Source organism: Cryobacterium sp. TMT2-10, assembly GCF_004403075.1.
Classification (GTDB): Bacteria; Actinomycetota; Actinomycetes; order Actinomycetales; family Microbacteriaceae; genus Cryobacterium; species Cryobacterium shii.
This window is the reverse complement of the sequence record NZ_SOGW01000080.1, coordinates 19,605-46,495: the sequence shown is the minus strand read 5'-3', so window position 1 is coordinate 46,495 and position 26,891 is coordinate 19,605. Positions and strand designations below refer to the sequence as shown.

Sequence of the window (26,891 nt, the reverse complement as noted above, 5' to 3'; positions counted from 1 at the left end):
CGGCCGATATGTACAGCGCGATAGCGCGCAATAAGCGCAACACGGTCTTCATCATCATCCTGTTCCTGGTGATGATCGCGGGCCTCGGCTGGCTCGCCAACTATGTCTACAGTCCTCCGGGCAGCTACGGCATCCTGATCATGACGATCGTGATCGCCTCCGGCTACGCCCTGGTGCAGTACTTCATGGCCGGCCGCCAGGCGGTTGCCCTGAGCGGTGGAGTGCGCCTGAACAGCAAGGCGGAGAATCCGCGGCTGTGGAACATCGTCGAGAACCTGTCGATCACGACCGGCACCCCGATGCCCGAGATCTACGTCATCAACGACCCGGCCCCGAACGCCTTCGCGACCGGCCGCGACCCCCGACACGCGATCGTGGCGGCCACCACCGGGCTGCTGGAGATCATGACCGATTCCGAACTCGAGGGCGTCATGGCGCACGAGCTCGGGCACGTGCGCAACTACGACATCCGGGTGTCGATGGTCGTCTTCGGGCTGGTCGTCGCCGTCGGTTTCATCTCCGACATGTTCCTGCGGATGGCGTTCTTCGGCCGCGACAACAAGAACGGCAACCCGGTCGTGATGGTGTTCGGGCTGGTCGCCATGGTCGTGGCGCCGTTGGTGGCCAGCATGGTGCAGCTGGCCGTGTCCCGTCAGCGCGAATACCTGGCGGATGCGACGAGCGCGCTGACCACCCGCAACCCGGACGCGCTGGCCAGCGCCCTGGCCAAACTCGAGACCTACGCCCGGCCGATGCGCAAGCAGAACACGTCGATGGCGCACCTCTGGATCGCCAACCCGCTGAAGCCGGGCGCGATGGCGAAGCTGTTCAGCACGCATCCGCCGATCGAGGAACGGATCGAACGCCTGCACACCATGGGCCGCAAGTTCTAACTGCCGTTCCCGCCGCCCGAGAGTGACCGTTCCGGTCGAGAGTGCCCGCTCCGCCGGGCACTCTCGACCGGAACGGGAACTGTCAGAGCTCTGCGGCCAGCGCGGCCGCGAGGGTGCCGCGCGGCCGGACGTCGATCGCGCCCAGTCCCTGCCAGGCGGCGGTCTCGCGCAGCACGCCGGCGAGCCGTTCGGCCGTGTCGCGGGGCGCGCCGGGCTCTGACCAGGCCGCCTGCACCCGGAGCACCCCCGCCTGGCGGTCGTTCTTGAGGTCGACCCGGCCGACGATCGTGTCGCCCAGCAGCACCGGCAGAACGTAGTAGCCGAAGACCCGTTTGGGCTGCGGGGTGTAGATCTCGATCCGGTAGTGGAAGCCGAACAGGCGCTGGGCCCGGCCCCGATTCCAGACCACCGGGTCGAAGGGCGAGAGCACCGCGTCGGCGTCCACGCTGCGCGGCAGGCGGGCGTCCCGGTGCAGCCAGGCGGCTCCCGGTGAGCCCGCGGGGCCCCAGCCCGGCACCTCGACCGGGAGCAGCTCGCCGGCATCCGTCAGGTCCCGGATGGCGGCCAGCGTCGGTGCGCTCTTCAACCGGAAGTAGTCGGCGAAATCGTTCGCCGTGCCGATGCCGTGGGCGCGCGCCGCCCGGCGCACCAGCTCCCGGTGCGCGTCGGCCGGTTCGACCCTTCGGCCGAGCAGCTCGGCCGGGAAGATCTGCTCCGGCAGCCCGTACACCCGCTCGAACCGTGAACGCCCGGCGCTGACCACATCGCCCCAGCGGAAGAGCACCTCGAGCCCGGTCTTCACGTCCGACCAGCCCCACCACGGGCCGCTGCGCCTGTTCGCGTCGTGCTCGATCGCGCTCGCGGGGAGGGGGCCCTTCTCGGCGAGTTCCGCCAGCAGCCAGTCCAGCAGGGGCTTGTTCCCCGCCGACCACGCATCCGGGCTGCGTGCGGACAGGTCGCGGTACTGCTGCATCCGCCAGCCGAACAGCGGCCGGGTGTCGAGCGGCAGGAACGACGCCTCGTGCGCCCAGTACTCCGTGAAACGGGCTTCCCGGCCCGAGGTGAGCCGGTCCAGCTGCGCCTTGTCGTAGCGGCCGAGACGGCTGAACGCCGGCAGGTAGTGGCTGCGCTCGAACACGTTCACCGAGTCGATCTGCAGCAGCTCCAGCCGGTTCACGAGGGCGTCCAGCTGACGGATGCCCGGAGTCACGCCCGAGCGCCGGCCGAAACCCTGCGCGCCGAGCGCGATCCGGCGGGCGAGGGCGGGGGAGACGGTCTGGAGCACAGTCCGACCCTAGCGGCACCGGGCGCGCTGTCGGCGCGGGCGCCCACCGGCATCCGTCATGCGTCATTCACGCGGCGTTCAGGTCGGTGCCGCCTGCCGGTCGAATTCCGCTCCTAGTCTCGCGGTGACCAGTTACCCGGTTACGAACGGCCCGCGCTGACGCGTGAGCGGCCGGGCCCTGGTCCGACGGAGGAAAATTGTTCAGCACCCGAACCCTGGCCACCACCCTGGCCGCGGCCGCACTCGCCCTCAGCCTGGCGGCGTGCAGCGGATCGGCCGCGGGCGGCACCCCGGCGGCCGGCGCGGTCGACGCCGCCACCGCCACCAGCCTCACCGCTTTCGGCGACCTGACCGCGCTGGAGGACGCAGCCCAGGCCGAGGGCGCCCTGAACGTCATCGCCCTGCCGCGCGACTGGGCCAACTACGGCGCCGTGCTCGACGCGTTCGCGAAGAAGTACCCGGGGATCGCCATCACCGAGGCCTCGCCCGACGGTTCCAGCGCCGAGGAGATCCAGGCGGCCGACAACCTCAAGGGCCAGGACACCGCCCCCGACGTGTTCGACCTGGGCCTGGCCGTCGCCCTGTCGAGCACCGACCGGTTCGCGCCGTATCAGGTCGCCACCTGGGCCGACATCCCGGATGCGCTCAAGGAGGCCAGCGGCCTCTACACCGGCGACTACGGCGGATACATGGCCGTCGGCTACGACCCGGACGTGGTCCCGGCACCGAAGAAGCTGGATGACCTGCTCGGCAGCCAGTACAAGGGCAAGGTCGCTATCAACGGCGACCCGACCCAGGCCGGTGCGGCGTTCGCCGCCGTCGGGATGGCCGCCGTGCAGAACGGCGGCACGGTCGACGACTTCCAGCCCGGCGTCGACTTCTTCGCCAAGCTCAACACGGCCGGCAACTTCGTCAAGATCGACCCGACCCCGGCCACCATCGCCTCGGGCGAGACCCCGGTGGTGCTCGACTGGGACTACCTCAACGTGGGTTACGGCACCAAGCTGAAGGGGGAGCGCAACTGGAAGGTCGTCGTCTTCCCCGGCACCGGCTACGCCGGGTACTACAACCAGGCCGTCAGCAAGGATGCCCCGCACCCGGCAGCCGCCAGGCTCTGGCAGGAGTTCCTCTACAGCGACGAGGGGCAGAACCTTTGGCTGGCCGGCGGGGCCCGCCCGGTGCGAGCCGAGGCCATGGCCGAGGCCGGCACCATCGATTCCGCCCTCTTCGACGCCCTCCCCGCCGCACCGGCGGAGACCGTCGTGCCGACCGAGGACCAGAGCGCCACGGGAGCCGCACTGCTCGGCGAGAAGTGGGCGGCTGCTGTCCGCTAGACGACGCCCGCCGGCAGCGGCCTTCGGGCTGCTGCCGTTCGCGGCGTATGTGCTGCTCTTCCTGGTGGTGCCCACGGTCATCGCGGTGGGCACCGGCTTCGTCGACCAGGACGGCGCGTTCACTCTGGCCACCGTGGCCGCCTTCGGCGACCCGGTCGTCCTCGGCGCGTTCTTCAACTCCTTCTGGCTGTCCGCTCTGACGGCGGTGATCGGCGCCACCGTCGGCGCCGCGGCCTGCTACGCGCTGCTGGGCGCCCCCAGCGGCGGCCCCCTGCGTGCCGTGGTGGATTCCCTCAGCGGCGTGCTGGCCCAGTTCGGCGGCGTCATGCTGGCCTTCGCGTTCATCGCGACCATCGGCATCCAGGGCATGGTCACCGTGGTCCTGCGCGACAGCTTCGGCGTCGACATCTTCGCGGACGGGGTCTGGCTCTACGAGATGCCAGGCCTGGTGCTGCCCTATATCTACTTCCAGGTGCCGTTGATGATCATCACCTTCATGCCGGCCTTGCAGGCGCTGAAGCCCACCTGGGCCGAGGCGAACGCCACGCTCGGCGGCAGCCGGTCCACCTACTGGCTGCGCATCGCGCTGCCCATCCTCGCCCCCTCCTTCCTGGGCAGCCTGCTGCTGCTCTTCGCGAACGCGTTCTCGTCCTATGCGACCGCCGCGGCCCTCACCAGCCAGGGTTCGCAGATCGTGCCGTTGCAGATCCGATCCGCCCTGACCAGCGAGACCCTGCTGGGCCGGGAGAACCTCGCCGGCGCGCTGGCACTCGGGATGGTCGTGGTCATGGGCCTGGTCATGTTCGGGTACTCGGCGCTGCAGGCCCGCGCGGCCAGGTGGCAGCGATGAACCGCTCCGAACTTTCGAGCGGCCGGCCGGCGGCTCCCGCCGTGGCGCACGCCCCGTCCCGCCCGGTCCGAACGGCGATCCTGGGCGTGATCGGCCTGGTCTTCGCCGTGCCGATCGTGGCGATGGTCGAATTCACGCTGCGCAAAGGCCTCGGCGGGGGACACGACTTCAGCCGCTGGAGCGCACTCTTCGCCGGCGGAGCCAGCGGTCAGTACCGGCCGGTGCTGACCGCCCTGGGCAACTCGGTCGGGCTGGCCCTGGGCACGGTCTTGATCGTGCTCCTGCTGCTCGTGCCCACCCTGCTGCTCGTGCACCTCCGCTTCCCACGGTTGCGGCGGCTGATCGAATTCGTCTGCATCCTGCCGATCAGCATCCCCGCGATCGTGCTCGTCGTCGGGCTGGCGCCCGTGTATTCGGTGATCGCGGGGATCGTCGGCAGCGGCGTCTGGACCCTCGCCTTCGCCTACGGCATCACGGTGCTCCCGTTCGCCTATCGGGCCATCCAGTCGAACCTCGACGGCGTGGACGTGCGCACACTGAGCGAGGCGGCCCGCACCCTGGGCGCCGGGTGGGGCAGCGTGCTCCTGCGTGTGCTCGTGCCCAACCTCCGCCGGGGCATCCTGGCCGGGGCCTTCATCGCGATCGCGGTGGTGCTCGGCGAGTTCACCATCGCGTCCCTGCTCAACCGCATCACCCTGCAGACGGCGCTCGTGGTCGTCAGCAAGGCCGACCCGTACACGGCCGTCATCCTGTCCCTGCTCGCACTCGGGTTCGCCTTCGTGCTCCTGCTCGTCATCGGGCGGCTGGGCGCGGTCCGCACGCGCCCCGCACGTCGACCAACCCCCGGAGGTCAGCCATGATCCAGCCTCAGACCCAGCCCACGATCCAGGCGGAGACCCGGCCCCGGACACAGGCGGAGAGCCGCCCCCGGCCGGGCGCGGTCGTCGAATTCTCCGGGGTCGTCAAGGAATTCGCCGGCCACCGGGCACTGGCCGGTTTCGATCTCACGCTGCACGCAGGGGAGTTCGTGGCCCTGCTCGGTCCGAGCGGGAGCGGCAAGACCACGGCGCTCCGGGTGCTCGCCGGCCTGGAATCCACGGATGCCGGCAGCATCCTGATCGACGGCACCGACGTGTCCCGGATGGCGACGAGTCGGCGCGACATGGGGATGGTGTTCCAGTCGTACTCCCTGTTCCCGCACCTCAGCGCCGGGGAGAACGTCGAGTTCGGGCTGCGGATGCGCAAGGTCCGGGGCGAGGAACGTCGCAGCCGTGCCGCCGAGGCGCTGGCGCTGGTGGGCCTGGACGCCCACTACGACCGCTTCGCCCACCAGCTGTCCGGCGGGCAGCAGCAGCGGGTGGCCCTGGCCCGCGCCCTCGTCACCCGGCCGCGCGTGCTCCTCCTGGACGAGCCGCTGTCCGCCCTCGACGCCAAGGTGCGCGTGCAGCTGCGCGAGGAGATCCGGCGGATCCAGACCGAACTGGGAATCACCACCCTGTTCGTCACCCACGACCAGGATGAGGCGCTCGCCGTCGCCGACCGGGTGGCCGTGATGCGGGACGGATTGGTCGAGCAGGTCGGCACGCCCGAGGAGCTCTACACCCGGCCCGCCTCGCCGTTCATCGCCGATTTCGTGGGGCTGAGCAACCGGCTCGCCGGGGAGGTGCGTCACGGCTTCGCCCGCGTGCAGGGCGCGGTGCTGCCGCTGGTCGATCCCTCGCACCCCGACGGCGACGTGCTGGTCTCGGTGCGCCCCGAGGACCTTGAACTGACCGATCTCGAACTGACCGAGGATGACGCGCGGGGCCAGGTGCTGTCCACCAGCTTCCACGGTTCGCTGCGCCGCACGACCGTGCGGCTGGATGACGGGACGCTCGTGTTCGTGCAGCACGGTGCCCGGCTGCATCCGTCGAAGGGAGACCGAATCGGGGTGCGGTTCACGGGGGTGCCGGTGTCGGTGGAAACGGTGCGGCCGGAGGCCTGACCCCGGCCCGGAAACGGCGGAACATGCCTGACCCGGCACGTGTGACTGCCTAGAATGATGCCGTGACTGAATCCGAGACAAACCCGGCCCGTGGCAGGTTGTTCGGTGCGCGGGGACGCCGCCGGGTGCCGGCTTCGATCCGGACCCAGGTCCCGACCGCCGAGGCCCCCAACGGCACGGTCCCGAACGGCACGGTCCCGAACGGCGTCGACGAGAACCTTCCGCCCGGTCTGCGTCTGGCCGCCGCCTGGTCGTGGCGCCTGCTCGCGCTCACCGCCGCGATCGCGGTGTTCATCTTCATCGTCATCCAGCTGCGGCTGATCGTCATCCCGGTGCTCGTGGCCGTGCTGGTATCCGCGCTCCTCGTGCCCCTCGTCGGCTTCCTGGTGCGTCATCGGTGGCCCAGGGGCCTGGCCGTCGCGGCGGCCCTTCTCGGCACCCTCGCGGTCGTCGCCGGGCTGATCACGCTGGCTGTGACCCAGATCGCCGTCGGCACGGTCGGCCTGAACGACCGGGTCGCCGCCTCCTACCAGAGCCTGAAGGCCGTGCTCCTGGCCTCCCCGTTGCAGCTGACCGAACCCGAGCTGAACGCGTTCCTGCAGCAGGTGTGGAAGGCCGTCCAGGCTGACAGCCAGGTCTTCGTGAGCGGGGCCCTGACCGTGGGATCCTCGCTGGGGCATCTCCTGACCGGGCTGCTGCTGGCCCTGTTCAGCCTCCTGTTCATCTTGATCGACGGCAGGGGGATCTGGGCCTGGGTCGTGCGCATCTTCCCGCAGCGGGCCCGGGCGGCCGTGGACGGCGCGGGAACGGTCGGTTGGGCGGCCCTGGGCAACTTCGCGAAGGTGCAGATCCTGGTGGCCTCCATCGACGCGGTCGGCATCGGCGTCGGGGCGGCGCTGCTCGGCGTGCCCCTGGCCATCCCGATCGGCGTGCTGGTCTTCCTCGGCTCCTTCATCCCCATCATCGGAGCCGTCGCCGCCGGAGCCGTGGCGGTCGTCATCGCCCTGATCTTCAACGGCTGGGTGGTGGCCCTGCTGATGCTCGGGGTGGTGCTGTTGGTGCAGCAGGTCGAGGGGCATGTCCTGCAGCCGCTAATCATGGGAACCGCGGTCAAGGTGCATCCGCTCGGCGTCGTGCTCGCGGTCGCCGCGGGATCACTGCTCGCCGGCATCGCCGGGGCGCTCTTCGCAGTGCCGGTCGCGGCCGTGCTCAACGTCATGATCACCTACATCAACAGCGGAGTCTGGCGGGACGTACCGCCCACGACGGTCCCCGTCGCCCGTTCCCCGCTCTGGCAGACCGTTCCGCAACGCCCCGGATTCCGCCGAACCGGCTACCGCATCGAGAAAAGTGCCACCCATGACTAACGCCTCCCTCGTCGGACCGACCTTGGCCGACTTCGAGTCCGCCCGTGCCGTCGTCGCCCGGGTCACCGCCGTGACCCCGATGGAAACCTCCCGCTACCTGTCCGAGGTCCTGGGCGCACCGGTCCTGCTCAAATGCGAGAACCTGCAGCGCACCGGCTCCTACAAGATCCGCGGCGCCTACAACCGCCTCTCGAAGCTGACCGACGAGGAGAAGCAGCGCGGCGTGGTGGCGGCGTCGGCCGGCAACCACGCTCAGGGCGTCGCCTTCGCGGCCCGGGAGCTGGGCATCAAGGCCACCATCTTCATGCCCGTGGGCGTGGCGCTGCCCAAGCTGCAGGCGACCCGCGACTACGGCGCGCACGTCATCCTGCGCGGCAACACGGTGGCCGAGCCGCTCCTCGCCGCGGCCACCTACGCCGAGGAGACCGGCGCGATCCTGATCCCGCCGTTCGACCACCCGGATGTCGTCACCGGCCAGGGCACGCTGGGCCTGGAAATCCTCGATCAGGTTCCCGACCTCGAGACCGTGATCGTCCCCATCGGCGGCGGCGGTCTCATCTCCGGCGTGGCCAGCGCGCTCAAGCAGCGCGCGCTCCGGGACGGCCGCCGGATCCGGGTGATCGGGGTGCAGGCCGAGAACGCGGCGGCCTACCCGCCCTCCCTCGAGGCCGGCCGGGCCCTGGAGATCACCATCACGCCGACCATCGCCGACGGCATCGCCGTGGCCAAGCCGGGCCTGCTCAATTTCGAGATCGTGCGCGACACCGTGGACGAGATCGTCACCGTCAGCGAGGACGACATCGCCCGGGCGCTCCTGGTGCTGCTCGAGCGGGCGAAGCTCGTGGTCGAACCGGCCGGCGCGGTGGCGGTCGCGGCCATCCTGGCCGGCAAGGTCACCGCGTCGGGCCCCACGGTCGCGATCCTCAGCGGGGGCAACATCGACCCGCTGCTGATGCAGCGCGTGATCAGTCACGGCCTGTCGGCATCCGGGCGCTATCTGACCCTGCGCATCATGCTGCCGGACCGGCCGGGGCAGCTGGCCCGCATCTCCGAGCTGCTCGCCGAGGCGCACGCCAACGTGATCGAGGTGCTGCACACCCGCCACGGGGTCGGGCTGCAGATCAGCGAAGTCGAGCTGGACGTCAGCGTGGAGACCCGGGGACCGGACCACCGGCAGCTCGTCGTCGACGTGCTGCGCGCGGCCGGCTACGACCCCCAGTTCGACTAGCCGGACCGCCCGGCCACTCCCACCGTCTCGACTCCTCCCGTCTCGACTCCTCCCGTCTCGACTCCTCCCGTCTCGACTCCTCCCGCCTCGACTCCTCCCGCCTCGACTCCTCCCGTCTCGACTCCTCCCGTCTCGACTCCTCCCGTCTCGACTCCTCCCGTCTCGGCGTGGAACCAATTCGACGGAGATTTTGCCCGGATCGGCCCCAAACCGGCTGAAAACGCTTTTTTACAGCGGTATCTCCGTCGAATTGGTTCGGGGCCGGACGGTTAACGAGCGATGGGCCCCGCCTGCCGGCGGGGCCCATCGGGTGCGGGGAGCGGTTCGGCTAGTTGCCGGTCCAGGTCTCCACGAGGAAGATCTCGACGGCGATGTCCTTGCCGGTCGGGGTGATGTACGACGTCTTCGCGCCGACCTTGAGGCCGAGGATCGCCGCGCCGAGCGGGCTCTGCTCGCTGAAGACGTCGAGGTCGCTGTCCCCGGCGATCTCGCGGCTGCCGATCAGGAAGCGGTTCTCCTCGCCGGCGATCGTGGCGGTGATGACCGTGCCCGGTTCGACGACGCCCTTGCTCTCGGGGGCGTGGCCGACCTCGGCGTTGCGCAGTAGCAGGACCAGCGTGCGGATGCGCGCCTCCATTTTGCCCTGCTCGTCCTTGGCGGCGTGGTAGCCGGAATTCTCCTTGAGGTCACCCTCTTCGCGCGCAGATTCGATCTTCTTCGCGATCTCCACGCGGCCGACGGTGCTCATGGTCTCCAGCTCGGCAGCGAGGCGGTCGTAGGCCTCCTGCGTCAGCCAGGTGACAGTGGTCTCGGTAGTCATGGTGGTCCCCTCCTCGTGCTCGTGTGGTGCCCGCGCAATGATCCCGCCATTCGCAGATACGTCTGCGCGGATGAACGCGGATGAAACCGCGCGGATCAGACTGTGCAGGTCAAACTGCAATTATATGACGGACGCCCCGACGTTGACCGTCAGGGCGAACCCTCAGTCTAGGTCAGCCAGCAGCGGTAAATCAATCCCGTGTTGCTCTGCTCGGTGGTGCGGACATCCGTCGTGAACGACCGGGAATAGACGGTGCTCGCCGGTACGTCGATCACTTTCCAGCCGACGACCGTGAAGCTCTCGTTCAGGGCCTGCACGGCGCAGGCGGCGCTCCGGCCGACCGGGATCGACGCCTCGAACGTGATGCTGACGCCGTTCTCGTCGACGATGCTGTGACCGATGTCCCGGGTCTCGATCAGGGGTTTGGACGCGCCGAGCCCCACCCAGACCACCCAAGCGACGAGGACGACAGCGAGGGTTCCGGCGACGGTCCACAGCACACGGCGGTCCCGGATGCCCCGGTTCGCGGCGCGCCCGTAGCGCGTGTCGAGGTTGTTGCTCACGGCCACTCAGACTCCACACTCACGGATCAACGATTAGTCTTAGTACCAAGGTTATCTGGCATTTCTGAGGAGTTTCATGACGCTGCGACTCTTGGCGGTGCACGCCCATCCCGACGACGAGTCGAGCAAGGGCGCTGCGACCTACGCCTACTACCGGAGCCGGGGCGCCGAGGTGATGGTGCTCAGCTGCACCGGCGGCGAACGGGGGAGCATCCTGAACGAAGCCCTCGTCGGGCACCCGATGGCGGAGCGCGACCTCGCCGGCCTGCGCCGGCTGGAGATGCAGGAGGCCCAGCGGGCACTCGGCGTGCAGCACCGGTGGCTCGGCTACGAGGACTCCGGGATGAACGACGACGGCTCGGTGCCGACGAATTCGTTCGCCTCGATCCCGGTCGAGATCTCGGCCGAACCGGTCGTGCGGTTGATCCGTGAATTCAAGCCGCAGGTACTGATCACGTACGACGAGAACGGCGGCTACCCGCATCCGGACCACATCCGCTGCCACGACGTGTCGATGGAGGCCTACCGGGCCGCCGCCGACCCGGCCCGGTACCCGGACGCCGGTGAGCCCTGGCAGGTCGACAAGCTCTATTTCGACCGCATCTTCAACCTCGAGCGGATCGACGCCATGCTCCTCGAACTGAGCGTCAAGGAACCCGACTCGCCCGTGCTGGAGCCGCTGGGCGCCGCGCGGGACTGGATGAAGGACTACCCGAAACTGGCGACGACCCATGTGAACGTCGGCGACTTCCTGGAGGTGCGGGACGCGGCGCTCCGCGCCCACGCCAGCCAGGTTTCCCCCAAAAGCAGCTTCTTCTTCTGGCCGAACGACCTCATCCGAGAGGCCTGGCCGTACGAGGACTTCCAGCTCGTCGAATCGAAAGTGGACACCGTGATACCTGAATCCGATCTCTTTGCCGGAGTGCGGGAAGACGCATGAGCGCCGTTTTCCTGAGCCCCGTGGTCTCGTTCGTGCTCGCCGCGACGCCGCCGCCCGAGTTCGACCCCACGACCGTGACGCCGGGGCCGGCCGGCTTCGTGGCGATCGCGGTGGTCGCTGCCGGCACGGTGCTGCTGGCGATCGACATGGCCCGCCGCATCCGTCGCAACACCTACCGGGCCGAGATCCAGGAACGTCTGGCGGCGGAGATGGCCGCCAATGCCGCGGCCGAGGCCGGTTCACCGGACCAGGGCCGCCCGCAGGGATAGCCCGGCAGGGTCAGGTCCGCACCCTCAGGGGTAGAGCGGGTGGGTGGCGATGATCAGGATGGCCACCCAATGGCAGAGGAACGCCACGACGGTCAGGGTGTGGAAGATCTCGTGGAACCCGAACACGCCCGGGACCGGGTTGGGCTTCTTGAGTCCGTAGACCACGGCGCCCACGGAATAGCAGAGCCCGCCGATCATGATCAGGGTCATCATCGCGGCATTGGCCTGGAAGAAGTCCACGATGAACATCAGCGCGCCCCAGCCGAGCGCTAGATACAGCGGAACGTACAGCCAGCGCGGGGCATGGATCCAGAACACCCGGAAGGCGATCCCCAGGATCGCCCCGCCCCAGACCAGCGACAGCAGCAGCGTGGACTTCTCCGGCGGCAGCGCCAGCACCGCGATCGGCGTGTAGGAGCCCGCGATCAGCAGGAAGATGTTGGCGTGGTCGATCCGCTTCAGGATCACCTTCGTGCGGGGCTGCCAGTCGAACCGGTGGTACAGCGCCGAATTGCCGAACAGCAGCATGGAACTGAGCACGAACACGAGCGAGCTCCACCGGGCCGCGGCGCCATCGGCGGCCAGCAGCAGGATGATGCCCGCGACGATCGTCAGCGGGAACGTGCCGGCGTGGATCCAGCCGCGCCAGGTGGGTCTGACGTCCACCGGCTGAGGGGTGTCATCCTCGAGAAACGGCAGGTTGGGGATGTCATCTGGTGTGGCCATGAGGCAAGAATACGGCAGGCTTCATGCCCGGAGCGGTACGCAACGGCCCCGAGTGGGCTAGCGTCGATGTGTGCAGAAGCGGGACATTCCAATAGCGCGCGGCATCCTCTACGGGGTGTACCAGCGCCGACTCCGACGCGGACTGACCCCGGAGGTGCTGCCCGATCACGTGGCCATGATCATCGACGGCAACCGTCGGTGGGCCAAGCAACTCGGCTTCGATTCCGCCGCCCACGGGCACCGGGCCGGCGCCGCCAAGATGCGCGAGTTCCTCAAATGGTGTGACGACCTCGGGATCTCCGTGGTCACGCTCTACCTGTTGTCCTCCGACAACCTCACCAACCGGCCGAGCGAGGAGCTCACCGAGCTGACGAAGATCATCGCCAAGCTCGCGGAGGAGCTCTCCCGCTACCGGGACTGGCGGGTGCAGCAGGTCGGGTCCAAGGCCGGCCTGCCGGAACCGCTGATCGCGGCCCTGGACGCCGCGGAGGCGCGGACGGCACGCAAGAAGGGCCTGCACATCAACCTCGCCGTCGGCTACGGCGGGCGCACCGAAATCACCGACGCCATGCGCAGCATTGTGGGCGCCCACCACGCGAGCGGCGGGTCGCTCGAGAACCTGGCGGAAACGCTCACCCCCGAATTGATCGGCCAGCACCTCTACACGGGCGGCCAGCCCGACCCCGACCTGGTGATCCGCACCTCGGGCGAGCAGCGGATCAGCGACTTCATGCTGTGGCAGAGCGCCCACAGCGAGTTCTACTTCGTGGAAGCCCTCGGCCCGGACCTCCGGCAGGTCGACTTCCTGCGTGCCCTGCGTGACTTCGCCAAACGCCAGCGCCGGTTCGGCGGGTAGGAGACCCCATGAGCTCCATCGAACGGTTCACGGCGGGGTTCCTCGAGGAGCCCGGGTACCTGGACTATGCCAGGGTGGGGCCGCTGTCCGCCGGCGTGGTGAGCGAGACGCTCGGCCAGACGGATGTCCTCTCCCGCGCCCGATACGGCAGCCTGGACCACTTCCGGACCCAGGATGAACGGTTGCGTGCCGCGGTCGCCGCGGCCACCGGCTTCCGCGCCGACCAGGTCGTCTCCGAGCCCAACACCACCACCGGGATCATGCAGGCCATGTTCGGCCTGACCGGGGGAGTGCTGCTCTCGCCCGGGGATTTCCCCACGGTCCCCTTCGCCGCCGCGCGTGCGGCCGAGGCGCTGCGGGTGGTGACCCCGCTCTGGCTGGAGACCGAGCACGGCCGGGTGACCCCCGGGGAGATCAGGGAACAACTCACCCCGGCCACCGCCGCGGTGGCGGTCTGCCTGGTCGACTCCCGCACCGGGTACCGCGTCGACCTGGACGGCATCCGTCAGGTCATCGGCGACCGCCTGCTCATCGTCGACGCCATTCAGGGGTTCGGAATCACGGATGTCCCGTACGAGGTCGCGGATGTCGTCGCCTCGGGCGGACAGAAATGGGCCAGGGCCGGCTGGGGCACCGGGTTCCTGGCCCTCAGCGACCGCGCGATCGAACGGCTGATCCCGGTGTTCTCCGGTTTCGCCGGCACCGACACGGCCGAGCCGTGGGACGAGATCCTGCCCCCGAGCCGCGGCGCGAACGCCTTCCGGGTCAGCAACCCCGACCCGATCGCGCAGGCGCGGTTCGCGACCGCCCTCGAAGAGGTGGCGGAGGTGGGCATCCGTTCGATTGAAGCGGCGGTCGCCGTGAACGTGTCCACACTCATCGACCTCGCCGACGAATTCGCCGTGCCCGTGGCGTCCTCCCGGGACGAACGCGAACGTGCGGGGATCGTGGTGCTGGAACCGCCCGCGAGCCAGTTCACCCTGCTCAGCGCCGCCCTGCACAACCACGGGGTCACCGCGACCGCCCGCCAGGGCACCGTGCGGCTCAGCGTCCACGCGGCCCTGAGCGTCGACACGGTAGATATGCTGCGCGGGGCACTGACCTCGTATGCCACCGCGGTGACCTACTGACCGCTGACGTGCTGACGGATGACCTGCTGACTGCGGGCGGGTTAACGTACGGTCTCAATGGGCGTGTCGCTCTTCCCTTGCCGGGCCGCGCTCACTAACGTCATCCTCATCAGGCATACTGCCTGGTCGAGACGGCCACATAAGTACGGCTCGATAACCCTGTGGCCTCTCGCCGACACAATCTGCGCCCCCGGGGGCGCGGGGTGGGAGTGATTGTGACCGCTAATCAGGTTGACAATGCGGGTTCGAACCGGGCGGCCTCGGCTGAGGCCGAACAGGCGCAGTGCACGTATGTGCTGGACACCTCGGTTCTGCTCTCGGATCCCAAGGCGATCTTCCGTTTCGCCGAGCACTCCGTCGTGCTCCCCGTGGTGGTCATCGCGGAACTCGAGGCCAAGCGCAACGACCCGGAGATCGGGTACTTCGCCCGCCAGGCGCTGCGGCTGCTCGACGAGCTCCGGATCAAGCACGAACGGCTCGACTTCCCGATCCCGGTCGGTGAGGGCGGCAGCCTCCGGGTGGAGCTGAACCACTCCAACATGTCGGTGCTGCCCTCCGGGCTGCAACTGGGCGACAACGACTCCCGCATCCTCGCGGTGGCCCTGAACCTCGCCAATGACGGGCTGAACGTGACCGTGGTCTCCAAGGACCTTCCCCTGCGGGTGAAGGCCGCCTCGATCGGCCTGATGGCGGACGAGTACCGCCACGAGCTGGCCGTGGACTCGGGCTGGACCGGGATGGATGAGATCACGCTCGGCTCCAACCAGATCAACGAACTCTACGAGAACGAGGTCATGCACACCCGCCTCGTGCAGGACATGCCGATCAACACCGGGCTCGTCATCCACTCCGACCGGGGCTCGGCCCTCGGCCGGGTCACCGGCAGCGGCCAGATGAAGCTCGTCCGCGGCGACCGCGACGTCTTCGGGCTCAAGGGCCGGTCGGCGGAGCAGCGGCTCGCCATCGATCTGCTCCTCGACCCGGAGATCGGGATCCTGTCGCTGGGAGGTCGAGCCGGGACGGGGAAGTCGGCGCTCGCCCTCTGCGCCGGGCTCGAAGCGGTGCTGGAGCGCCAGCAGCACCGCAAGATCATGGTCTTCCGCCCCCTCTACGCGGTGGGCGGCCAGGAGCTGGGCTACCTGCCGGGCGACGCGAACGAGAAGATGAGCCCGTGGGCGCAGGCGGTCTTCGACACGCTCGGGGCGATCGTCTCGGAGAACGTGCTGGAGGAGGTCATCGACCGTGGCATCCTCGAGGTGTTGCCGCTCACCCACATCCGTGGCCGGTCGCTGCACGACGCCTTCGTCATCGTCGACGAGGCGCAGTCCCTCGAACGCAATGTGCTGCTGACCGTGCTGAGCCGGATCGGCACGAACTCCCGGGTGGTGCTGACCCATGACGTGGCGCAGCGGGACAACCTGCGGGTCGGCCGGTTCGACGGGGTGGCTTCCGTGATCGAGACGCTCAAGGGGCATCCGCTCTTCGCCCACATGACCCTGACCCGCTCCGAGCGGAGCGCGATCGCGGCCCTGGTCACCGAGATGCTCGAGGGCAACGAGATCGCCTAGCCCCAACGAATTCGACGGAGATTTTGCCCCAAAACCCGTTTTCGGACCGAAAACAGACTTCTGGGAGCAAAATCTCCGTCGAATTGGTGACTGCGCGAGCGGCGGAGGTGCCGGGCGCTCGGGGCGGGCTACCGGGCCTGGGGCGGACGGGTCATGCTGAGCACGTCGAGCGCCGTGTCGAGCTGCTCGAGGGTGACCTCGCCGCGCTCGACGAAACCGAGGGCGATCACGGACTCGCGCACGGTCAGCCCCTCGGCCACGGCGTGCTTGGCGACCTTGGCGGCGGCCTCGTAGCCGATCACCCGGTTCAGTGGGGTGACGATCGCGGGGGACGACTCGGCCAGCGCGCGGGCGCGCTCCACGTTCGCGGTCAGGCCGTCGACGGTCTTGTCCGCCAGCGCGCGGGTCGCGTTCGAGAGCAGCCGGATCGACTCGAGCAGTGCGGTGCCCATCACCGGGATGGCGACGTTCAGCTCGAACGACCCGGACGCGCCGGACCAGGCGATGGTGGCGTCGTTGCCGATGACCCGCGAGCAGACCATCAGCACGGCCTCGGGGATGACCGGGTTGACCTTGCCGGGCATGATCGAGGAACCGGGCTGCAGGTCGGGGATGTTCAACTCGGCGAAGCCGGTGTTTGGGCCCGAGCCCATCCAGCGCAGGTCGTTGCAGATCTTGGTCAGGCTGACCGCGATGGTGCGCAGGGCGCCGGATGCGTCGACGAGGCCGTCACGGTTGGCCTGCGCCTCGAAGTGGTCGCGTGCTTCCGTGACCGGCAGCTCCGTCTCCTCGACCAGAAGCTCGATCACGAGCTGCGGGAACCCGGCCGGCGTGTTGATGCCGGTGCCGACGGCGGTGCCGCCGAGGGGGACCTCCGCGACGCGGGGGAGGGCGGAGCGCACGCGCTCGATGCCGAGGCGCATCTGGCGCGCGTAGCCGCCGAACTCCTGGCCGAGGGTGACCGGGGTGGCGTCCATCAGGTGGGTGCGGCCGGCCTTAACGGCGCCGACCCACAGCTCGGCCTTGGCCTCGAGTGACACGGCCAGGTGGTCGAGGGCGGGAATCAGCTCGTCGATGAGCGCGCTAGTGACCGCCAGGTGCACGGATGTCGGGAAGACGTCGTTCGAGGACTGGGACGCGTTCACGTGGTCGTTCGGGTGCACCGGGCGGCCGAGGCTCCGGGTCGCGAGGGTCGCGAGGACCTCGTTCATGTTCATGTTCGAGGAGGTGCCGCTGCCGGTCTGGTAGACGTCGATCGGGAATTCGGAGTCGTAGCGGCCGGTGATGACCTCGTCGGCCGCCGCGGCGATCGCGTTGGCGATGTCGCCGTCGAGCACGCCGAGCTGCGCGTTGGCCAGGGCGGCGGACTTCTTGATCCGGGCCAGCGCGCCGATCTGGGCCGACTCCAGCACGGAGCCGGAGATCGGGAAATTCTCCACGGCGCGCTGCGTCTGGGCCCCGTAGAGGGCGGCGGCCGGAACCCGGACCGCGCCCATCGTGTCGTGTTCGATCCGGTAGTCGGCTTCAACGGTCTTGTCCACCACGGTGTGTATTACCTTTCGGTTGGGGAAACTGCAGTTCGTAAAACGTGAGCGACGCCGGCAGGCCGGCGGAACGCCACAATGCGCGCCGGAGCGCGGCTGGACACGTCGACCTAGACCACGCCGACGACGATGTCGGGCACGGCACGGCCTTCGAGCAGCCGGTAATTAGCCCCGACGATAGCCAATGTACCTTCTGCGACGGCGGCGCTGATCACCTCCGAGCGCTCCAGCAGTTCGGCAACGGTGTCGCGCAGGTGCTCGCGACCCACCGCGAGGGCGTCGACGTGATCCGGGTCGATCGGCGTCGCATCCGTCGCCCCGCTGACGCGGCGCACGGCGGGCACGATCTTCTCGATGATCTTCGTGATGTGCACGGGCAGGGCGACCGCGTCGGCGGACTGCGAATCGATCGCGGCCCGCACGGCGCCGCAGCCGTCGTGTCCGAGCACGAGGATCAGCGGCACCTCCAGCACGGCGACGGCGTATTCGAGCGAGCCGAGCACGGAGTCGGAGATGACCTGGCCGGCGTTCCGCACGACGAACAGGTCGCCCAGACCCTTGTCGAAGATGATCTCGGCGGCCAGTCTCGAGTCGCTGCACCCGAACAGGGCCGCATCGGGGGTCTGCACGAAGGCGAGTTCGGCACGGCGGTCGACGTCCTGGCGCGGATGCCGCGGCTCGCCCCCCACAAAGCGGTCGTTGCCCCGCTGCAGGTCGCTCCAGACCTCGGCCGGAGTGGATTTGCCGGTCATTGTGTTCCTCCGGTGTTGGTGCTGATCTGCGCGGCGAGTACCTCGGCGAGGGCCGCGAATTCGTCTTCGCCGGCCGTGCCGACCAGAACGTAGGTGCTGCCCGCGGTGGTGGTCACGAGGGCGGAATCGAAGTTGCCGTGATCCTGCTGCGGCGCGGTGTTGCGGTAGACGTCCCAGGTGACCCCGTTGATGGTGACGGTGTCGACGACCGGCGCGTTGTCCAGCTTCTCGGCGAGCCAGCTCGGGTTCGCGTCGAGGCCCTGGGTGAGGCCGATGAACTCCTTGCCCGGGGTGAGCAGGCCGATGTACCAGGACGGGATCCTGTCGGTGCCGCCGAGGCGCCACTGGGCCGCATTCGCCTTCCAGCCGGTGGGCAGTTTCGGCACGATCAGGGTCTGGTCGAGCCCGGTCTGAGCCTGGGCGGCGACCGTGGCGAAGTCGACGGGGCGGTCGATCGGAGCCTCGCTGCGCGGAACCAGCAGCACGAGCACGAGCACCGTGCCGAGTGTGGCCAGCAGCGACAGCACCAGGTTGTTCACGGTCTTGTGAGACCGGTACTTGCGCGAATTCTCGGCCAGCCTGCTCTTCGTCTCTTCCGGCGTCTCGGGGCGTCCGAGTTCAGCGACGACGCGGGGAGCGCGCCTGGCGGCGCTCATCCGGCGGTCGCGGCGGACGGGGCCTGGCCGGCCCGGGCGGCGTCCAGCCTGGCCTTCGCGCCGATCAGCCATTCCTCGCAGCGACGGGCGAGGGCCTCGCCGCGCTCCCAGAGCGCGAGGGATTCTTCGAGCGTCGATGAACCCTGCTCGAGGGCGTTCACCACGCGCACGAGTTCGTCCCTGGCCTGTTCGTAACTCAGGGCTGTGATGTCATCTGCTGCCGGGGTCATGGCTTCCATTCTAAGTCGAGGGGAGAGGGGCGGACGGGGCGGCGCCCGCGGTGGCGGGCAGGTTCCCCTCGGCGAGGGTGATCAGGAGCGCGGTGCCGGCGGGCGCCTGGCCGGGTGCGCGCACGATCCGCCCGTCCGCCAGCTGCACGATGGCATACCCGCGGTCAAGGGTGCCCTGGGGCGAGAGGGCGCGCAGCCGGGATCGCAGCTCGAGCACCGTGGTGCCTGCGCGCTCGACCGCCCGGCCGACCAGCTCGGTGCCGCGCGCGACGAAACGGGTGAGGTCCTCCGAGCGGGAATCGATCAGCCACTCGGGGGTGCTGAGTACGGGGCGGGACCGGAGCTGCCCGATCCGGTCGACCTCATGAGCGAGGATGCCGGTGAGCCGGTTGCTGAGGCGGGCACGGGCCTGCTGTACCCGGTTCAGTTCGTCGGACACGTCGGGAACCACGCGCTTGGCGGCATCCGTGGGCGTCGAGGCACGCAGGTCGGCCACCTCGTCCAGCAGCGGCCGGTCGGCCTCGTGCCCGATCGCGCTGACCAGTGGGGTGACGCAGGCGGCCGCCGCGCGAACCAGTCTCTCGTCGCTGAAGCCGAGCAGGTTCTGGAAGTCGCCGCCGCCGCGGGCGACGATGATCACGTCGACCTCCGGGTCGGCGTCGAGCCTCTGGATGGCCGCTGTCACTTCGGCGACCATGCGGTCGCCCTGCACGGCCGCGTAGGCGAGGTGGAAGCTGACGGCCGGCCAGCGCAGCTGGGCGTTGCGGATGACGTCTTTCTCCGCGTCGGAGTCTTTGCCGGTGACCAGCCCGATGCAATGGGGGAGGAAGGGCAGCGGCTTCTTGCGGGCGGCGTCGAAGAGCCCCTCGCCGGCCAGCTGTTTGCGCAACCGCTCGAGCCGCTCCAGCATGTCGCCCAGGCCCACATGGCGCATCTCGAACACCTGCATGGTGAGGGTGCCGCCCTTGACCCAGAAGTTGGGTTTGACGAGGGCGATGACACGGTCGCCCTGCTTGAAGTCGCTGGTGAGCTTCGCGCGCACCGACGACCAGACCGTGAAGCTGACCGTGGCGTCCTCGGTGAGGTCTTTCAGCTTGCCGTAGACGTTGCCGCCGCTGGCGCCCCACTGGACGATCTCGCCCTCCACCCAGGCGGTGCCGAGCCGGTCGATGTAGCCGCGGATCTTGTTGGCCAGCAGCGCGACCGGCCACGGGGTCTCCAGGGTGGGCGGTGCATCCGTCATCAATCGTTCCTCCCACGGACTGTGCAGTCGGGCACCCATAGACTGGATGGCGTGACTATCAGTACGGATTCGCCTGTGATCGGCCTCGGCATGCCCCGGATTCCCCGGGCACGCAACAGGCTCAACGATACCCCGGTGCACGGACACAAGCGGGTGCTGCTGGCCGCCCCCCGCGGTTACTGCGCCGGCGTGGACCGTGCCGTGATCGCCGTCGAGAAGGCGCTCGAGCTGTACGGGGCCCCGGTCTACGTGCGCAAGCAGATCGTGCACAACGTGCACGTGGTCTCCGAGCTGGAGAAGAAGGGCGCCATCTTCGTCGAGGAAGTCGACGAGGTGCCCGCCGGCTCCCATATCGTTTTCAGCGCCCACGGCGTCTCGCCGGCCGTGGTGAACGCCGCGGCCGACCGTGGACTCCTCGCCATCGACGCCACCTGCCCGCTGGTCACCAAGGTGCACCGCGAGGCCGTGCGGTTCGCCCGCGACGACTTCCAGATCCTCCTGATCGGCCATGCAGGCCACGAAGAGGTCGAGGGCACCGCCGGCGAGGCGCCGGAGCACACCACGCTCGTGGGCAGCCCCGACGAGGCCGACACCATCGAGGTGCGCGACCCGGACAGGGTCGTCTGGCTGTCCCAGACCACCCTGAGCGTGGACGAGACCATGGAGACCGTTCGACGCCTGCGCGCCCGGTTCCCTAATCTGCAGGACCCGCCCAGCGACGACATCTGCTACGCCACCCAGAACCGCCAGGTAGCGATCAAGAAGGTAGCCCGCGACTCCGACCTCGTCATCGTCGTCGGTTCCGCGAACTCGTCCAACTCGGTGCGTCTGGTGGAGGTGGCGCTCGAGTACGGCGCCCAGGCCGCCTACCGGATCGACTACGCCAGCGAGATCAAGCAGGAGTGGCTCGACGGCGTCGTCACCGTCGGGGTGACGAGCGGGGCATCCGTTCCGGACGAGCTCGTGCACGAGGTGCTCGCCGACCTCGCCGAAGCCGGCTACGGCGACGTCGAGGAGGTCAAGACGGCCGAGGAGGACCTCCTGTTCTCCCTGCCCAAGGAACTCCGCAAGGACCTGGCCGGCAACGCGGATGCGCGCGCGCTCGGCGGGCGGGTCAGCCGGCCCGAATAGGCAGCCTGACGGGGCCCCTCAGCCGGTCTGGAACTCCAGCTCCTGAAAGAGGGTCACGGTCAGGTCGGCCGGCCCCTGCAGGCGAGAGTTGAGTGACTGCCACGGGGTGACCCGCGGCGAGGCGATCAACGCGGCGCCGGCATCCGTGAGCTGCCGGGTCTTGCCGGCCGCGTCGGAGACCTCGAAGGCCACACGGATGTGCCCGCTCGGGTTGCCGTCGGTCTCGAGATCGTCGACCATCCGCCGCTGGGCTGGATTGTGCAGCTCCGGGGTCGCCCGGCCGGCGTCGAGGACCATGCCGCGGGCCCCGCTCTCGTCCTCGAAGGACTCCGCCTCGGTGAGGCCGAGAGCGTCACGGTAGAAGCGCACGGCGGCGTCGTAGTCTGCCGCCTCGACGACCAGGCGCAGTTGGAGGACGGGCGGTATCGGTACGGTCTCATCGTTCATGCGTTCAGGCTAGGAACGGTGGCCGGTGCGCGCAAGGAGGCGTCGACCGTCACATCCACGGTGACCGTGTCATGCACACGATTCGTGCGGCTGAACGTCTGGGCGGCCGAACCGCTCAGCGGCTGAGCGTTACGGCTTCAGGTTGAGCAGGGTCGGGTCGGTGGTCAGAGCCACGCTCACGATGACGATGAGCACGGTGAAGGACACGACCCCGCCGATCAGGGGCAGGTAGAAGGCCCGCTTGCCGCGCACCGTCATCAGGATCGAGCCGACGGCGGTGGCGAGCCAGATCAGGGCTTCGGCGATGCTCCCGGCCACGATCAGGCCCGGGATGGCGTCGTCCGGTGTGTATGTGCCCAGGTCTCGCTGCTCGTAGAGGATCTTGAACGCGTCGGGGAGCCCGCTCAGGGCACCGATGAAGAAGATCGTCGCCAGGAGCCCGAAGACGAGCAGGCTCAGGGTCACGGGGCGGTCCCAGGCCGGCGTCTTGCCGCCGCGGAAGGGCCCGGCGGGTTTTTCCGGGGAACCCGGGCCGGCAGCCGGGGTGGCAGCCGGTGCGACTGCCGGTGCGGGGAGCGTGCGCTCATCCGGGGCGGGAGTCCAACTCCAGCCTTCGGGCGCAAGCTCGCCGTACCGGGGACGTGGCCGGGAATCCTCCGGAGGGGTTCCCGAAGGAGTCGACAGGGGATTCTCGGCCATCGTCATTCGGTGCTAGCTGTTCGACTGGCCGGCGGAACCGAGCTGGCGGGTGGCTTCGGACACGCGGGCGGCCATGGCCGTCTCGGCAACTTTGCCCCAGGCGCGGGGGTCGTAGACCTTCTTGTTGCCGACTTCGCCGTCAACCTTGAGCACGGCGTCGTAGTTCTTGAGCATGTAGCCGGCAACCGCGCGCGTGAACGCGTACTGTGTGTCGGTGTCGATGTTCATCTTCACGACGCCGTTGGCGACGGCCTCGGCGATCTCGGCGTCGGTTGAGCCCGAGCCGCCGTGGAAGACGAGGTCGAGCGGCTTCGGGCCGGTGCCGAGCTTGGCGGCGATGCCGTCCTGGATCTCCTTAAGCAGCTCCGGGCGCAGCTTGACATTGCCGGGCTTGTAGACGCCGTGCACGTTGCCGAAGGTGAGCGCGGCCATGTAGCGGCCGTTCTCGCCCATGCCGAGGGCGTCGATCATGGCGAGTGCGTCATCGAGGGTCGTGTACAGGTTCTCGTTGATGTCGCCTTCGACGCCATCCTCTTCGCCGCCGACGGCGCCGATCTCGACCTCGAGGATCGCGTTGATCGCCTGGGTGCGCTTGAGGATGTCCTTGGCGATTTCCAGGTTCTCGGGGAGAGCGATGGCGGAACCGTCCCACATGTGCGACTGGAAGATCGGGTTGCGGCCGGCCTTGACCTCTTCTTCGGAGGCGCTGATGAGCGGCAGCACGAAGTCTTCAAGGGCGCCCTTGGGGCAGTGGTCGGTGTGCAGGGCGACGGTGACGGGATAATTGTCGGCGACGGACTGCACGAAGTGAGCCATGGCGAGCGCACCGGATGCGCGGTTCTTGACCGTGTGGCCGGCGAAATAATCTGCGCCACCGGTGGTGACCTGGATAATGCCGTCTGAGCCGGATTCGGTCAGGCCCTGAAGGACAGCATTAATGCTTTGCGAGGACGAAACGTTGAACGCCGGGTAAGCGAACCCCTTCGTCTTGGCCTTGCTGAGCATCTCGGCGTACTGGTCTGGGGAAGCGATGGGCATTGTTGAGTCTCCTCGGTTGAACCGTTTCGGTTCTCTCATCCTACCGAGATGGGTACCCGGACGTGCCAGCGCCGGAAGAGGCGGTGCGCGGGGAGCGGGCGCTAGGCTGAAGGAGGCAGCACCGGTATCACCGATGCCGGCCCAAAGATGGGTCTTGCCACTGCCGCACTCTTCGTCCGGGAAGGACCATCTGTGAACAGCCCCGAAATCGCCCTCAATTTCACGCACCCCGACCGCAACCTGGCCATGGAGCTGGTGCGAGCGACAGAGGCTGCCGCAATCCGTGCGGTTCCGTTCATCGGTCGCGGTGACAAGAACGCCGCCGACAAGGCGGCCGTCGACGCCATGCGCGTCTTCCTCGGCACCGTCAATTTCGACGGCCTCATCGTCATCGGCGAGGGTGAAAAAGACGAAGCCCCCATGCTCTTCAACGGTGAACGCGTCGGCAACGGCACCGGCCCGCACTGCGACATCGCGGTCGACCCGATCGACGGCACGAGCCTCACCGCCGCCGGCCGCCAGAACGCCCTTTCCGTGATCGCGGTCTCCTCCCGCGGCACCATGCTCGACGCGTCATCCGTCTTCTACATGGACAAGATCGTCACCGGCGGCGCCGGCCGCGGAGTCGTCAGCCTCGACGCACCGATCGGCGACAACATCCGTGAGCTGTCCCGAGCCACCGGCAAGCCGGTCGGCGAAATGGTCATCGCGGTGCTCGACCGTCCCCGCCACGCCGAACTGATCGACCAGATTCGCAGCGCCGGCGCCGGCACCCGGCTGATGAGCGACGGCGACGTCGCCGGCGGCATCAACGCGGCCCGCTGGGAAACCCGGATCGACATGTGCGTCGGCATCGGCGGCAGCCCCGAGGGCATCACCACGGCCTGCGCGCTCAAGGCGATCGGCGGCTACATGCAGGGACGCCTCGCACCGAAGGATACCGCCGAGCGCGCGGGCGCGGTCGCGGCCGGGCTCGACGTGGACAAGCTGCTCGAACTCGATGACATGGTCAGCGGTGACAACACGTTCTTCGTGGCGACCGGCGTGACGGATGGCGGACTCGTCGACGGCGTGCGCCGCCAGGGCCCGATCATCCGCACCGAGAGCATTGTGCTGCGCGCCAAGTCGGGCACCACCCGCCGCGTGGTCGCGGAGCACCTCGCCTCCAAGTGGCTCTAGCCACCGGGCGCGGGGCTCGCTCGGCACGCTGACCCGCTGAGGTCGCCGCCGAGTGTCGCCCAATACGCTGAGAATCGCCGTTCCGACGGCGATTCTCGGCGTTAAGGGCGATTCTCGGCGGCCTCCAGTTCGGCCGACTGGAGCTCCGTCACGAACTCCCAGGCGGCCAGCTCCCGAGGGGCCTCTTCGATGCCGACCAGCGGCGCCAGCACCTTCGACTCGTCCAGCGCGCTGAGCTTGCGGGCCGTGGGCAGCACCTGGCGCTCCATCGAGCCGACGAAGCCGTTGTAGTCCTTGACGGTGCGCTCGATCGACCGGCCGAGTTTCTCGATGTGGGTGGCCGTGGTGGCCAGGCGGGCGTAGAGCTCCCGGCTGAGGTCGAACAGGACCTTGGCGTCATGGGTGAGCACATCCTGCTGCCAGCTGAACGCCACCGTCTTCAAGACCGACCACAGGGTCACGGGGGAAGCCAGGGCGACCCGCTTGGAGAAGGCGAACTCCATGATCGACGGGTCGGCCTCCAACGCAGACGAAACGAGGGATTCGCTCGGGATGAAGGCGATCACGATCTCCGGCGAGGCCTCCAGGCCCTGCCAGTAGGCCTTACTGCCGAGGGCGGTGATGTGGTCGCGCACGGCCTTGACGTGCGCCTTCATGTACGCGGCCCGTTGCGCGCCCAGGGCGCCGGTGGCGGTGACCGGAATCTGGCTGGCCTCCAGGAACGCCGTGAACGGCACTTTGGCGTCGACGGCGATGTTTTTCCCCCCGGGCAGGTGCACCACCATGTCGGGGCGACCCGCGCCGGCATCCGAGTTGATGCTCGACTGCAGGTCGAAGTCGACCCGCTCGATCAGGCCCGCCGCCTCCACCACGCTGCGCAGCTGGGTCTCGCCCCAGACCCCGCGGGTGTTGTTGGCGCGCAGGGCGGACGCGAGCGCCTCCGCGGTGCTGCGCAGACGTTCCTCCGACTCTGTGGCGGACCGCAGCTGTTGGCTCAACTCGCCGTGCTGCAGGCTGCGCTGGGCCTCCAGCTCGAACACCTTCTGCTGCATGTCCTGCAGGCTCTCCTTGACCGGGGCCAGGGCCTGCAACACCTTGCTCTCCTGCTTCTGCCGCACGGCCTCAGCGTCCTGGTCACCCTGCTGCCGTTGGAGCAGCTCGCGGTACTGCCGCCCGGCGTCGACGACCTGCCCGCGCAGGGCGTCGGCCGTGGCGTGCACCGAGGCGAGTTCCTCCCGGAGCAGCGATTGGACGGCGGCCTCTCGGGAGCGCGCCTCGACCAGCGCCACCTGGTGACGGGCCTCGATCACGGCCGGGTCGTCGCCCGCTGAAGCGTTCACTGAGGCAGCGCGGCGCCGCTGACCGGCGACGATCGCGACCAGGGCGCCGAGGAGGGCGCCGATGACAATACCGAGGAGAAGAGCGAACCAGGAATCCATGGCTCCACTCTGCCAGTGACCACCGACACGACCTCGACACGGCGGCTGGAGGGCCTCGACGCGGCCTCGGCGCGCAGGGGAGGAGGGACCTAACTGAGCGCCATCGGGCCGTGCGTCGCGGCCTTCTCCTTCGTGGCGACCGGCCCGATCGCGCCGATGTTCACCCCGGTGATGCGGGCCAGATCTTCGAGGGTGTCTGCCTCGTGCCGCCCGGCCGCGTGCACCATGATGGCGGCGCAGGCCTCCGCGTCGGCGAGGGCGTCGTGGTGGGCGAAGCCTTCGAAACCGGCCGCCATCGCCGCGACGGGCAGGCGGTACGAGTCGAGATGGTAGGTGCGGCGGGCCACCTGGAGGCTGCAGACGTAGTTGAAGTCCGGGACCGACAGGCCGGCGACCGTGGAGGATGTCTTGATGACTCCCAGGTCGAAGCCGGCGTTGTGGGCGACGAGGTGGTCGCCGTCGGCGAAGGCGACCAGGTCGGGGAGCTGCTCGGCCCACGTGGCCGCGTCCACGACATCCGTCGGCCGGATGCCGTGGATCTTGATGTTCCAGGCCAGGAAAGCGTCGTGCCCGACCGCCGGTTTGATGAACCAGGCGATCTTGTCGACGACTTTTCCGTCTCGAACCTTCACCAGCCCGACCGAGCACGCCGAAGCGCTGGAGGAGTTGGCGGTCTCGAAATCGATGGCGGTGAAGTTGACTGGCACCGCATCATCATTT

28 protein-coding genes are annotated in these 26,891 nt (G+C 68.9%); 14 read left to right on the top strand and 14 right to left on the bottom strand.

Translation table 11 applies throughout. The features are described from left to right. Nucleotides 1-8 precede the first annotated feature (8 nt). Nucleotides 9-893, top strand: a complete 885-nt coding sequence (locus E3T37_RS09390) for a M48 family metalloprotease (protein ID WP_134366521.1) — start codon at nt 9-11, stop codon at nt 891-893. A gap of 82 nt (nt 894-975) precedes the next feature. Here E3T37_RS09390 and E3T37_RS09385 read toward each other — a convergent pair whose 3' ends face one another. Next, nucleotides 976-2,178, bottom strand: a complete 1,203-nt coding sequence (locus E3T37_RS09385; protein WP_134366520.1) for a winged helix-turn-helix domain-containing protein — start codon at nt 2,176-2,178, stop codon at nt 976-978. A gap of 197 nt (nt 2,179-2,375) precedes the next feature. Here E3T37_RS09385 and E3T37_RS09380 point away from each other — a divergent pair, with 197 nt between their 5' ends. From E3T37_RS09380 to ilvA, 6 genes are all read left to right on the top strand, one after another. Continuing rightward, entirely contained in the window at nt 2,376-3,512 is a 1,137-nt protein-coding gene (locus E3T37_RS09380) for an ABC transporter substrate-binding protein (RefSeq protein ID WP_134366519.1), read from the top strand. Continuing rightward, nucleotides 3,499-4,362, top strand: a complete 864-nt coding sequence (locus E3T37_RS09375) for an ABC transporter permease subunit (protein WP_241994558.1) — start codon at nt 3,499-3,501, stop codon at nt 4,360-4,362. Before E3T37_RS09380 ends, E3T37_RS09375 begins: the two co-directional genes overlap by 14 nt. After that, nucleotides 4,359-5,222, top strand: coding sequence for an ABC transporter permease (locus tag E3T37_RS09370; RefSeq protein ID WP_134366518.1), 864 nt, complete (start codon nt 4,359-4,361; stop codon nt 5,220-5,222). The genes E3T37_RS09375 and E3T37_RS09370 overlap by 4 nt, the downstream gene beginning before the upstream one ends. Further along, a complete protein-coding gene (locus tag E3T37_RS09365; protein ID WP_134366517.1) occupies nt 5,219-6,346 on the top strand; it encodes an ABC transporter ATP-binding protein in 1,128 nt (375 codons plus the stop codon). The genes E3T37_RS09370 and E3T37_RS09365 overlap by 4 nt, the downstream gene beginning before the upstream one ends. A 62-nt stretch (nt 6,347-6,408) precedes the next feature. Beyond that, complete coding sequence (locus E3T37_RS09360; RefSeq protein WP_241975906.1) at nt 6,409-7,713, top strand: AI-2E family transporter; 1,305 nt, start codon at nt 6,409-6,411, stop codon at nt 7,711-7,713. Then, on the top strand, nt 7,706-8,941 hold the full coding sequence (gene ilvA / locus E3T37_RS09355) for a threonine ammonia-lyase (protein ID WP_134366516.1): 1,236 nt from the start codon (nt 7,706-7,708) through the stop codon (nt 8,939-8,941). Before E3T37_RS09360 ends, ilvA begins: the two co-directional genes overlap by 8 nt. A 328-nt stretch (nt 8,942-9,269) precedes the next feature. Here the strand turns inward: ilvA and greA are convergent, their stop codons facing one another. Beyond that, a complete protein-coding gene (greA, locus tag E3T37_RS09345; RefSeq protein WP_134366515.1) occupies nt 9,270-9,761 on the bottom strand; it encodes a transcription elongation factor GreA in 492 nt (163 codons plus the stop codon). Between the two features lie 167 nt (nt 9,762-9,928). After that, the gene (locus E3T37_RS09340; RefSeq protein WP_134366514.1) at nt 9,929-10,330 is read right to left on the bottom strand and encodes a DUF4307 domain-containing protein; all 402 of its coding nucleotides are present in this window, start codon (nt 10,328-10,330) and stop codon (nt 9,929-9,931) included. A 70-nt stretch (nt 10,331-10,400) separates the two neighbouring features. On the opposite strand from E3T37_RS09340, the gene mca reads away from it, so the two are divergent. Continuing rightward, nucleotides 10,401-11,264 carry a mycothiol conjugate amidase Mca gene (gene mca / locus E3T37_RS09335; protein ID WP_174235669.1) on the top strand — a complete coding sequence of 288 codons (864 nt, stop codon included), beginning with the start codon at nt 10,401-10,403 and terminating at the stop codon, nt 11,262-11,264. Further along, nucleotides 11,261-11,533 (top strand): hypothetical protein, encoded by a 273-nt coding sequence (locus tag E3T37_RS09330; protein WP_241975907.1) that lies wholly within the window; start codon nt 11,261-11,263, stop codon nt 11,531-11,533. The genes mca and E3T37_RS09330 overlap by 4 nt, the downstream gene beginning before the upstream one ends. 24 nt (nt 11,534-11,557) lie before the next feature. On the opposite strand, the gene E3T37_RS09325 is transcribed toward E3T37_RS09330, so the two are convergent. Continuing rightward, nucleotides 11,558-12,259: a hemolysin III family protein gene (locus tag E3T37_RS09325; protein ID WP_134366513.1), complete on the bottom strand. Its 702-nt coding sequence runs from the start codon at nt 12,257-12,259 to the stop codon at nt 11,558-11,560. Nucleotides 12,260-12,329: 70 nt separating this feature from the next. On the opposite strand from E3T37_RS09325, the gene E3T37_RS09320 reads away from it, so the two are divergent. The 3 genes from E3T37_RS09320 to E3T37_RS09310 all read left to right on the top strand — a co-directional run bounded on the left by E3T37_RS09320 (nt 12,330) and on the right by E3T37_RS09310 (nt 15,813). Continuing rightward, nucleotides 12,330-13,115: an isoprenyl transferase gene (locus E3T37_RS09320; protein WP_134366512.1), complete on the top strand. Its 786-nt coding sequence runs from the start codon at nt 12,330-12,332 to the stop codon at nt 13,113-13,115. Between the two features lie 8 nt (nt 13,116-13,123). Beyond that, nucleotides 13,124-14,245 (top strand): aminotransferase class V-fold PLP-dependent enzyme, encoded by a 1,122-nt coding sequence (locus E3T37_RS09315; RefSeq protein WP_134366511.1) that lies wholly within the window; start codon nt 13,124-13,126, stop codon nt 14,243-14,245. A 215-nt stretch (nt 14,246-14,460) separates the two neighbouring features. Further along, nucleotides 14,461-15,813 (top strand): PhoH family protein, encoded by a 1,353-nt coding sequence (locus E3T37_RS09310; protein WP_241975908.1) that lies wholly within the window; start codon nt 14,461-14,463, stop codon nt 15,811-15,813. 128 nt (nt 15,814-15,941) lie between these two features. Here E3T37_RS09310 and E3T37_RS09305 read toward each other — a convergent pair whose 3' ends face one another. From E3T37_RS09305 to xseA, 5 genes are all read right to left on the bottom strand, one after another. After that, the gene (locus E3T37_RS09305) at nt 15,942-17,354 is read right to left on the bottom strand and encodes a class II fumarate hydratase (RefSeq protein WP_370292388.1); all 1,413 of its coding nucleotides are present in this window, start codon (nt 17,352-17,354) and stop codon (nt 15,942-15,944) included. Between the two features lie 113 nt (nt 17,355-17,467). Continuing rightward, a complete protein-coding gene (locus tag E3T37_RS09300) occupies nt 17,468-18,109 on the bottom strand; it encodes a carbonic anhydrase (protein ID WP_134366509.1) in 642 nt (213 codons plus the stop codon). Next, on the bottom strand, nt 18,106-18,765 hold the full coding sequence (locus E3T37_RS09295) for a DUF4245 domain-containing protein (RefSeq protein WP_166789230.1): 660 nt from the start codon (nt 18,763-18,765) through the stop codon (nt 18,106-18,108). Before E3T37_RS09295 ends, E3T37_RS09300 begins: the two co-directional genes overlap by 4 nt. Then, nucleotides 18,762-19,004, bottom strand: coding sequence for an exodeoxyribonuclease VII small subunit (locus tag E3T37_RS09290; RefSeq protein WP_198416031.1), 243 nt, complete (start codon nt 19,002-19,004; stop codon nt 18,762-18,764). The genes E3T37_RS09295 and E3T37_RS09290 overlap by 4 nt, the downstream gene beginning before the upstream one ends. Before the next feature lies 1 nt (nt 19,005). Continuing rightward, nucleotides 19,006-20,238: an exodeoxyribonuclease VII large subunit gene (xseA, locus tag E3T37_RS09285; RefSeq protein WP_134366506.1), complete on the bottom strand. Its 1,233-nt coding sequence runs from the start codon at nt 20,236-20,238 to the stop codon at nt 19,006-19,008. Between the two features lie 90 nt (nt 20,239-20,328). On the opposite strand from xseA, the gene E3T37_RS09280 reads away from it, so the two are divergent. Then, nucleotides 20,329-21,369 carry a 4-hydroxy-3-methylbut-2-enyl diphosphate reductase gene (locus E3T37_RS09280; protein WP_134366532.1) on the top strand — a complete coding sequence of 347 codons (1,041 nt, stop codon included), beginning with the start codon at nt 20,329-20,331 and terminating at the stop codon, nt 21,367-21,369. An 18-nt stretch (nt 21,370-21,387) separates the two neighbouring features. On the opposite strand, the gene E3T37_RS09275 is transcribed toward E3T37_RS09280, so the two are convergent. The 3 genes from E3T37_RS09275 to fbaA form a co-directional block, all read right to left on the bottom strand. After that, nucleotides 21,388-21,816 (bottom strand): VOC family protein, encoded by a 429-nt coding sequence (locus tag E3T37_RS09275; RefSeq protein ID WP_134366505.1) that lies wholly within the window; start codon nt 21,814-21,816, stop codon nt 21,388-21,390. A 129-nt stretch (nt 21,817-21,945) separates the two neighbouring features. Continuing rightward, nucleotides 21,946-22,515, bottom strand: a complete 570-nt coding sequence (locus E3T37_RS17395) for a DUF6264 family protein (protein WP_241994557.1) — start codon at nt 22,513-22,515, stop codon at nt 21,946-21,948. Between the two features lie 12 nt (nt 22,516-22,527). Next, entirely contained in the window at nt 22,528-23,553 is a 1,026-nt protein-coding gene (gene fbaA / locus E3T37_RS09265) for a class II fructose-bisphosphate aldolase (protein ID WP_134366503.1), read from the bottom strand. Nucleotides 23,554-23,799: 246 nt separating this feature from the next. On the opposite strand from fbaA, the gene glpX reads away from it, so the two are divergent. Further along, the gene (gene glpX / locus E3T37_RS09260; RefSeq protein WP_241975912.1) at nt 23,800-24,732 is read left to right on the top strand and encodes a class II fructose-bisphosphatase; all 933 of its coding nucleotides are present in this window, start codon (nt 23,800-23,802) and stop codon (nt 24,730-24,732) included. Nucleotides 24,733-24,833: 101 nt separating this feature from the next. Here glpX and rmuC read toward each other — a convergent pair whose 3' ends face one another. Beyond that, nucleotides 24,834-26,171 carry a DNA recombination protein RmuC gene (gene rmuC, locus E3T37_RS09255; RefSeq protein WP_134366501.1) on the bottom strand — a complete coding sequence of 446 codons (1,338 nt, stop codon included), beginning with the start codon at nt 26,169-26,171 and terminating at the stop codon, nt 24,834-24,836. Between the two features lie 89 nt (nt 26,172-26,260). After that, a complete protein-coding gene (locus tag E3T37_RS09250) occupies nt 26,261-26,878 on the bottom strand; it encodes an exonuclease domain-containing protein (protein ID WP_134366500.1) in 618 nt (205 codons plus the stop codon). Nucleotides 26,879-26,891: the final 13 nt, after the last annotated feature.

Bases quoted from the DNA above. Each gene is read 5' to 3' on its own strand.
- rmuC (WP_134366501.1), bottom strand. From the start codon at position 26,171: ATGGATTCCTGGTTCGCTCTTCTCCTCGGTATTGTCATCGGCGCCCTC.
- xseA (WP_134366506.1), bottom strand. From the start codon at position 20,238: ATGACGGATGCACCGCCCACCCTGGAGACCCCGTGGCCGGTCGCGCTG.
- E3T37_RS09365 (WP_134366517.1), top strand. From the start codon at position 5,219: ATGATCCAGCCTCAGACCCAGCCCACGATCCAGGCGGAGACCCGGCCC.
- E3T37_RS09275 (WP_134366505.1), bottom strand. From the start codon at position 21,816: ATGAACGATGAGACCGTACCGATACCGCCCGTCCTCCAACTGCGCCTG.
- E3T37_RS09290 (WP_198416031.1), bottom strand. From the start codon at position 19,004: ATGGAAGCCATGACCCCGGCAGCAGATGACATCACAGCCCTGAGTTAC.
- E3T37_RS09300 (WP_134366509.1), bottom strand. From the start codon at position 18,109: ATGACCGGCAAATCCACTCCGGCCGAGGTCTGGAGCGACCTGCAGCGG.
- glpX (WP_241975912.1), top strand. From the start codon at position 23,800: ATGGAGCTGGTGCGAGCGACAGAGGCTGCCGCAATCCGTGCGGTTCCG.
- fbaA (WP_134366503.1), bottom strand. From the start codon at position 23,553: ATGCCCATCGCTTCCCCAGACCAGTACGCCGAGATGCTCAGCAAGGCC.
- E3T37_RS09330 (WP_241975907.1), top strand. From the start codon at position 11,261: ATGAGCGCCGTTTTCCTGAGCCCCGTGGTCTCGTTCGTGCTCGCCGCG.
- ilvA (WP_134366516.1), top strand. From the start codon at position 7,706: ATGACTAACGCCTCCCTCGTCGGACCGACCTTGGCCGACTTCGAGTCC.
- E3T37_RS09315 (WP_134366511.1), top strand. From the start codon at position 13,124: ATGAGCTCCATCGAACGGTTCACGGCGGGGTTCCTCGAGGAGCCCGGG.
- mca (WP_174235669.1), top strand. From the start codon at position 10,401: ATGACGCTGCGACTCTTGGCGGTGCACGCCCATCCCGACGACGAGTCG.
- E3T37_RS09325 (WP_134366513.1), bottom strand. From the start codon at position 12,259: ATGGCCACACCAGATGACATCCCCAACCTGCCGTTTCTCGAGGATGAC.
- E3T37_RS09390 (WP_134366521.1), top strand. From the start codon at position 9: ATGTACAGCGCGATAGCGCGCAATAAGCGCAACACGGTCTTCATCATC.
- greA (WP_134366515.1), bottom strand. From the start codon at position 9,761: ATGACTACCGAGACCACTGTCACCTGGCTGACGCAGGAGGCCTACGAC.
- E3T37_RS09295 (WP_166789230.1), bottom strand. From the start codon at position 18,765: ATGAGCGCCGCCAGGCGCGCTCCCCGCGTCGTCGCTGAACTCGGACGC.
- E3T37_RS17395 (WP_241994557.1), bottom strand. From the start codon at position 22,515: ATGGCCGAGAATCCCCTGTCGACTCCTTCGGGAACCCCTCCGGAGGAT.
- E3T37_RS09280 (WP_134366532.1), top strand. From the start codon at position 20,329: ATGCCCCGGATTCCCCGGGCACGCAACAGGCTCAACGATACCCCGGTG.
- E3T37_RS09370 (WP_134366518.1), top strand. From the start codon at position 4,359: ATGAACCGCTCCGAACTTTCGAGCGGCCGGCCGGCGGCTCCCGCCGTG.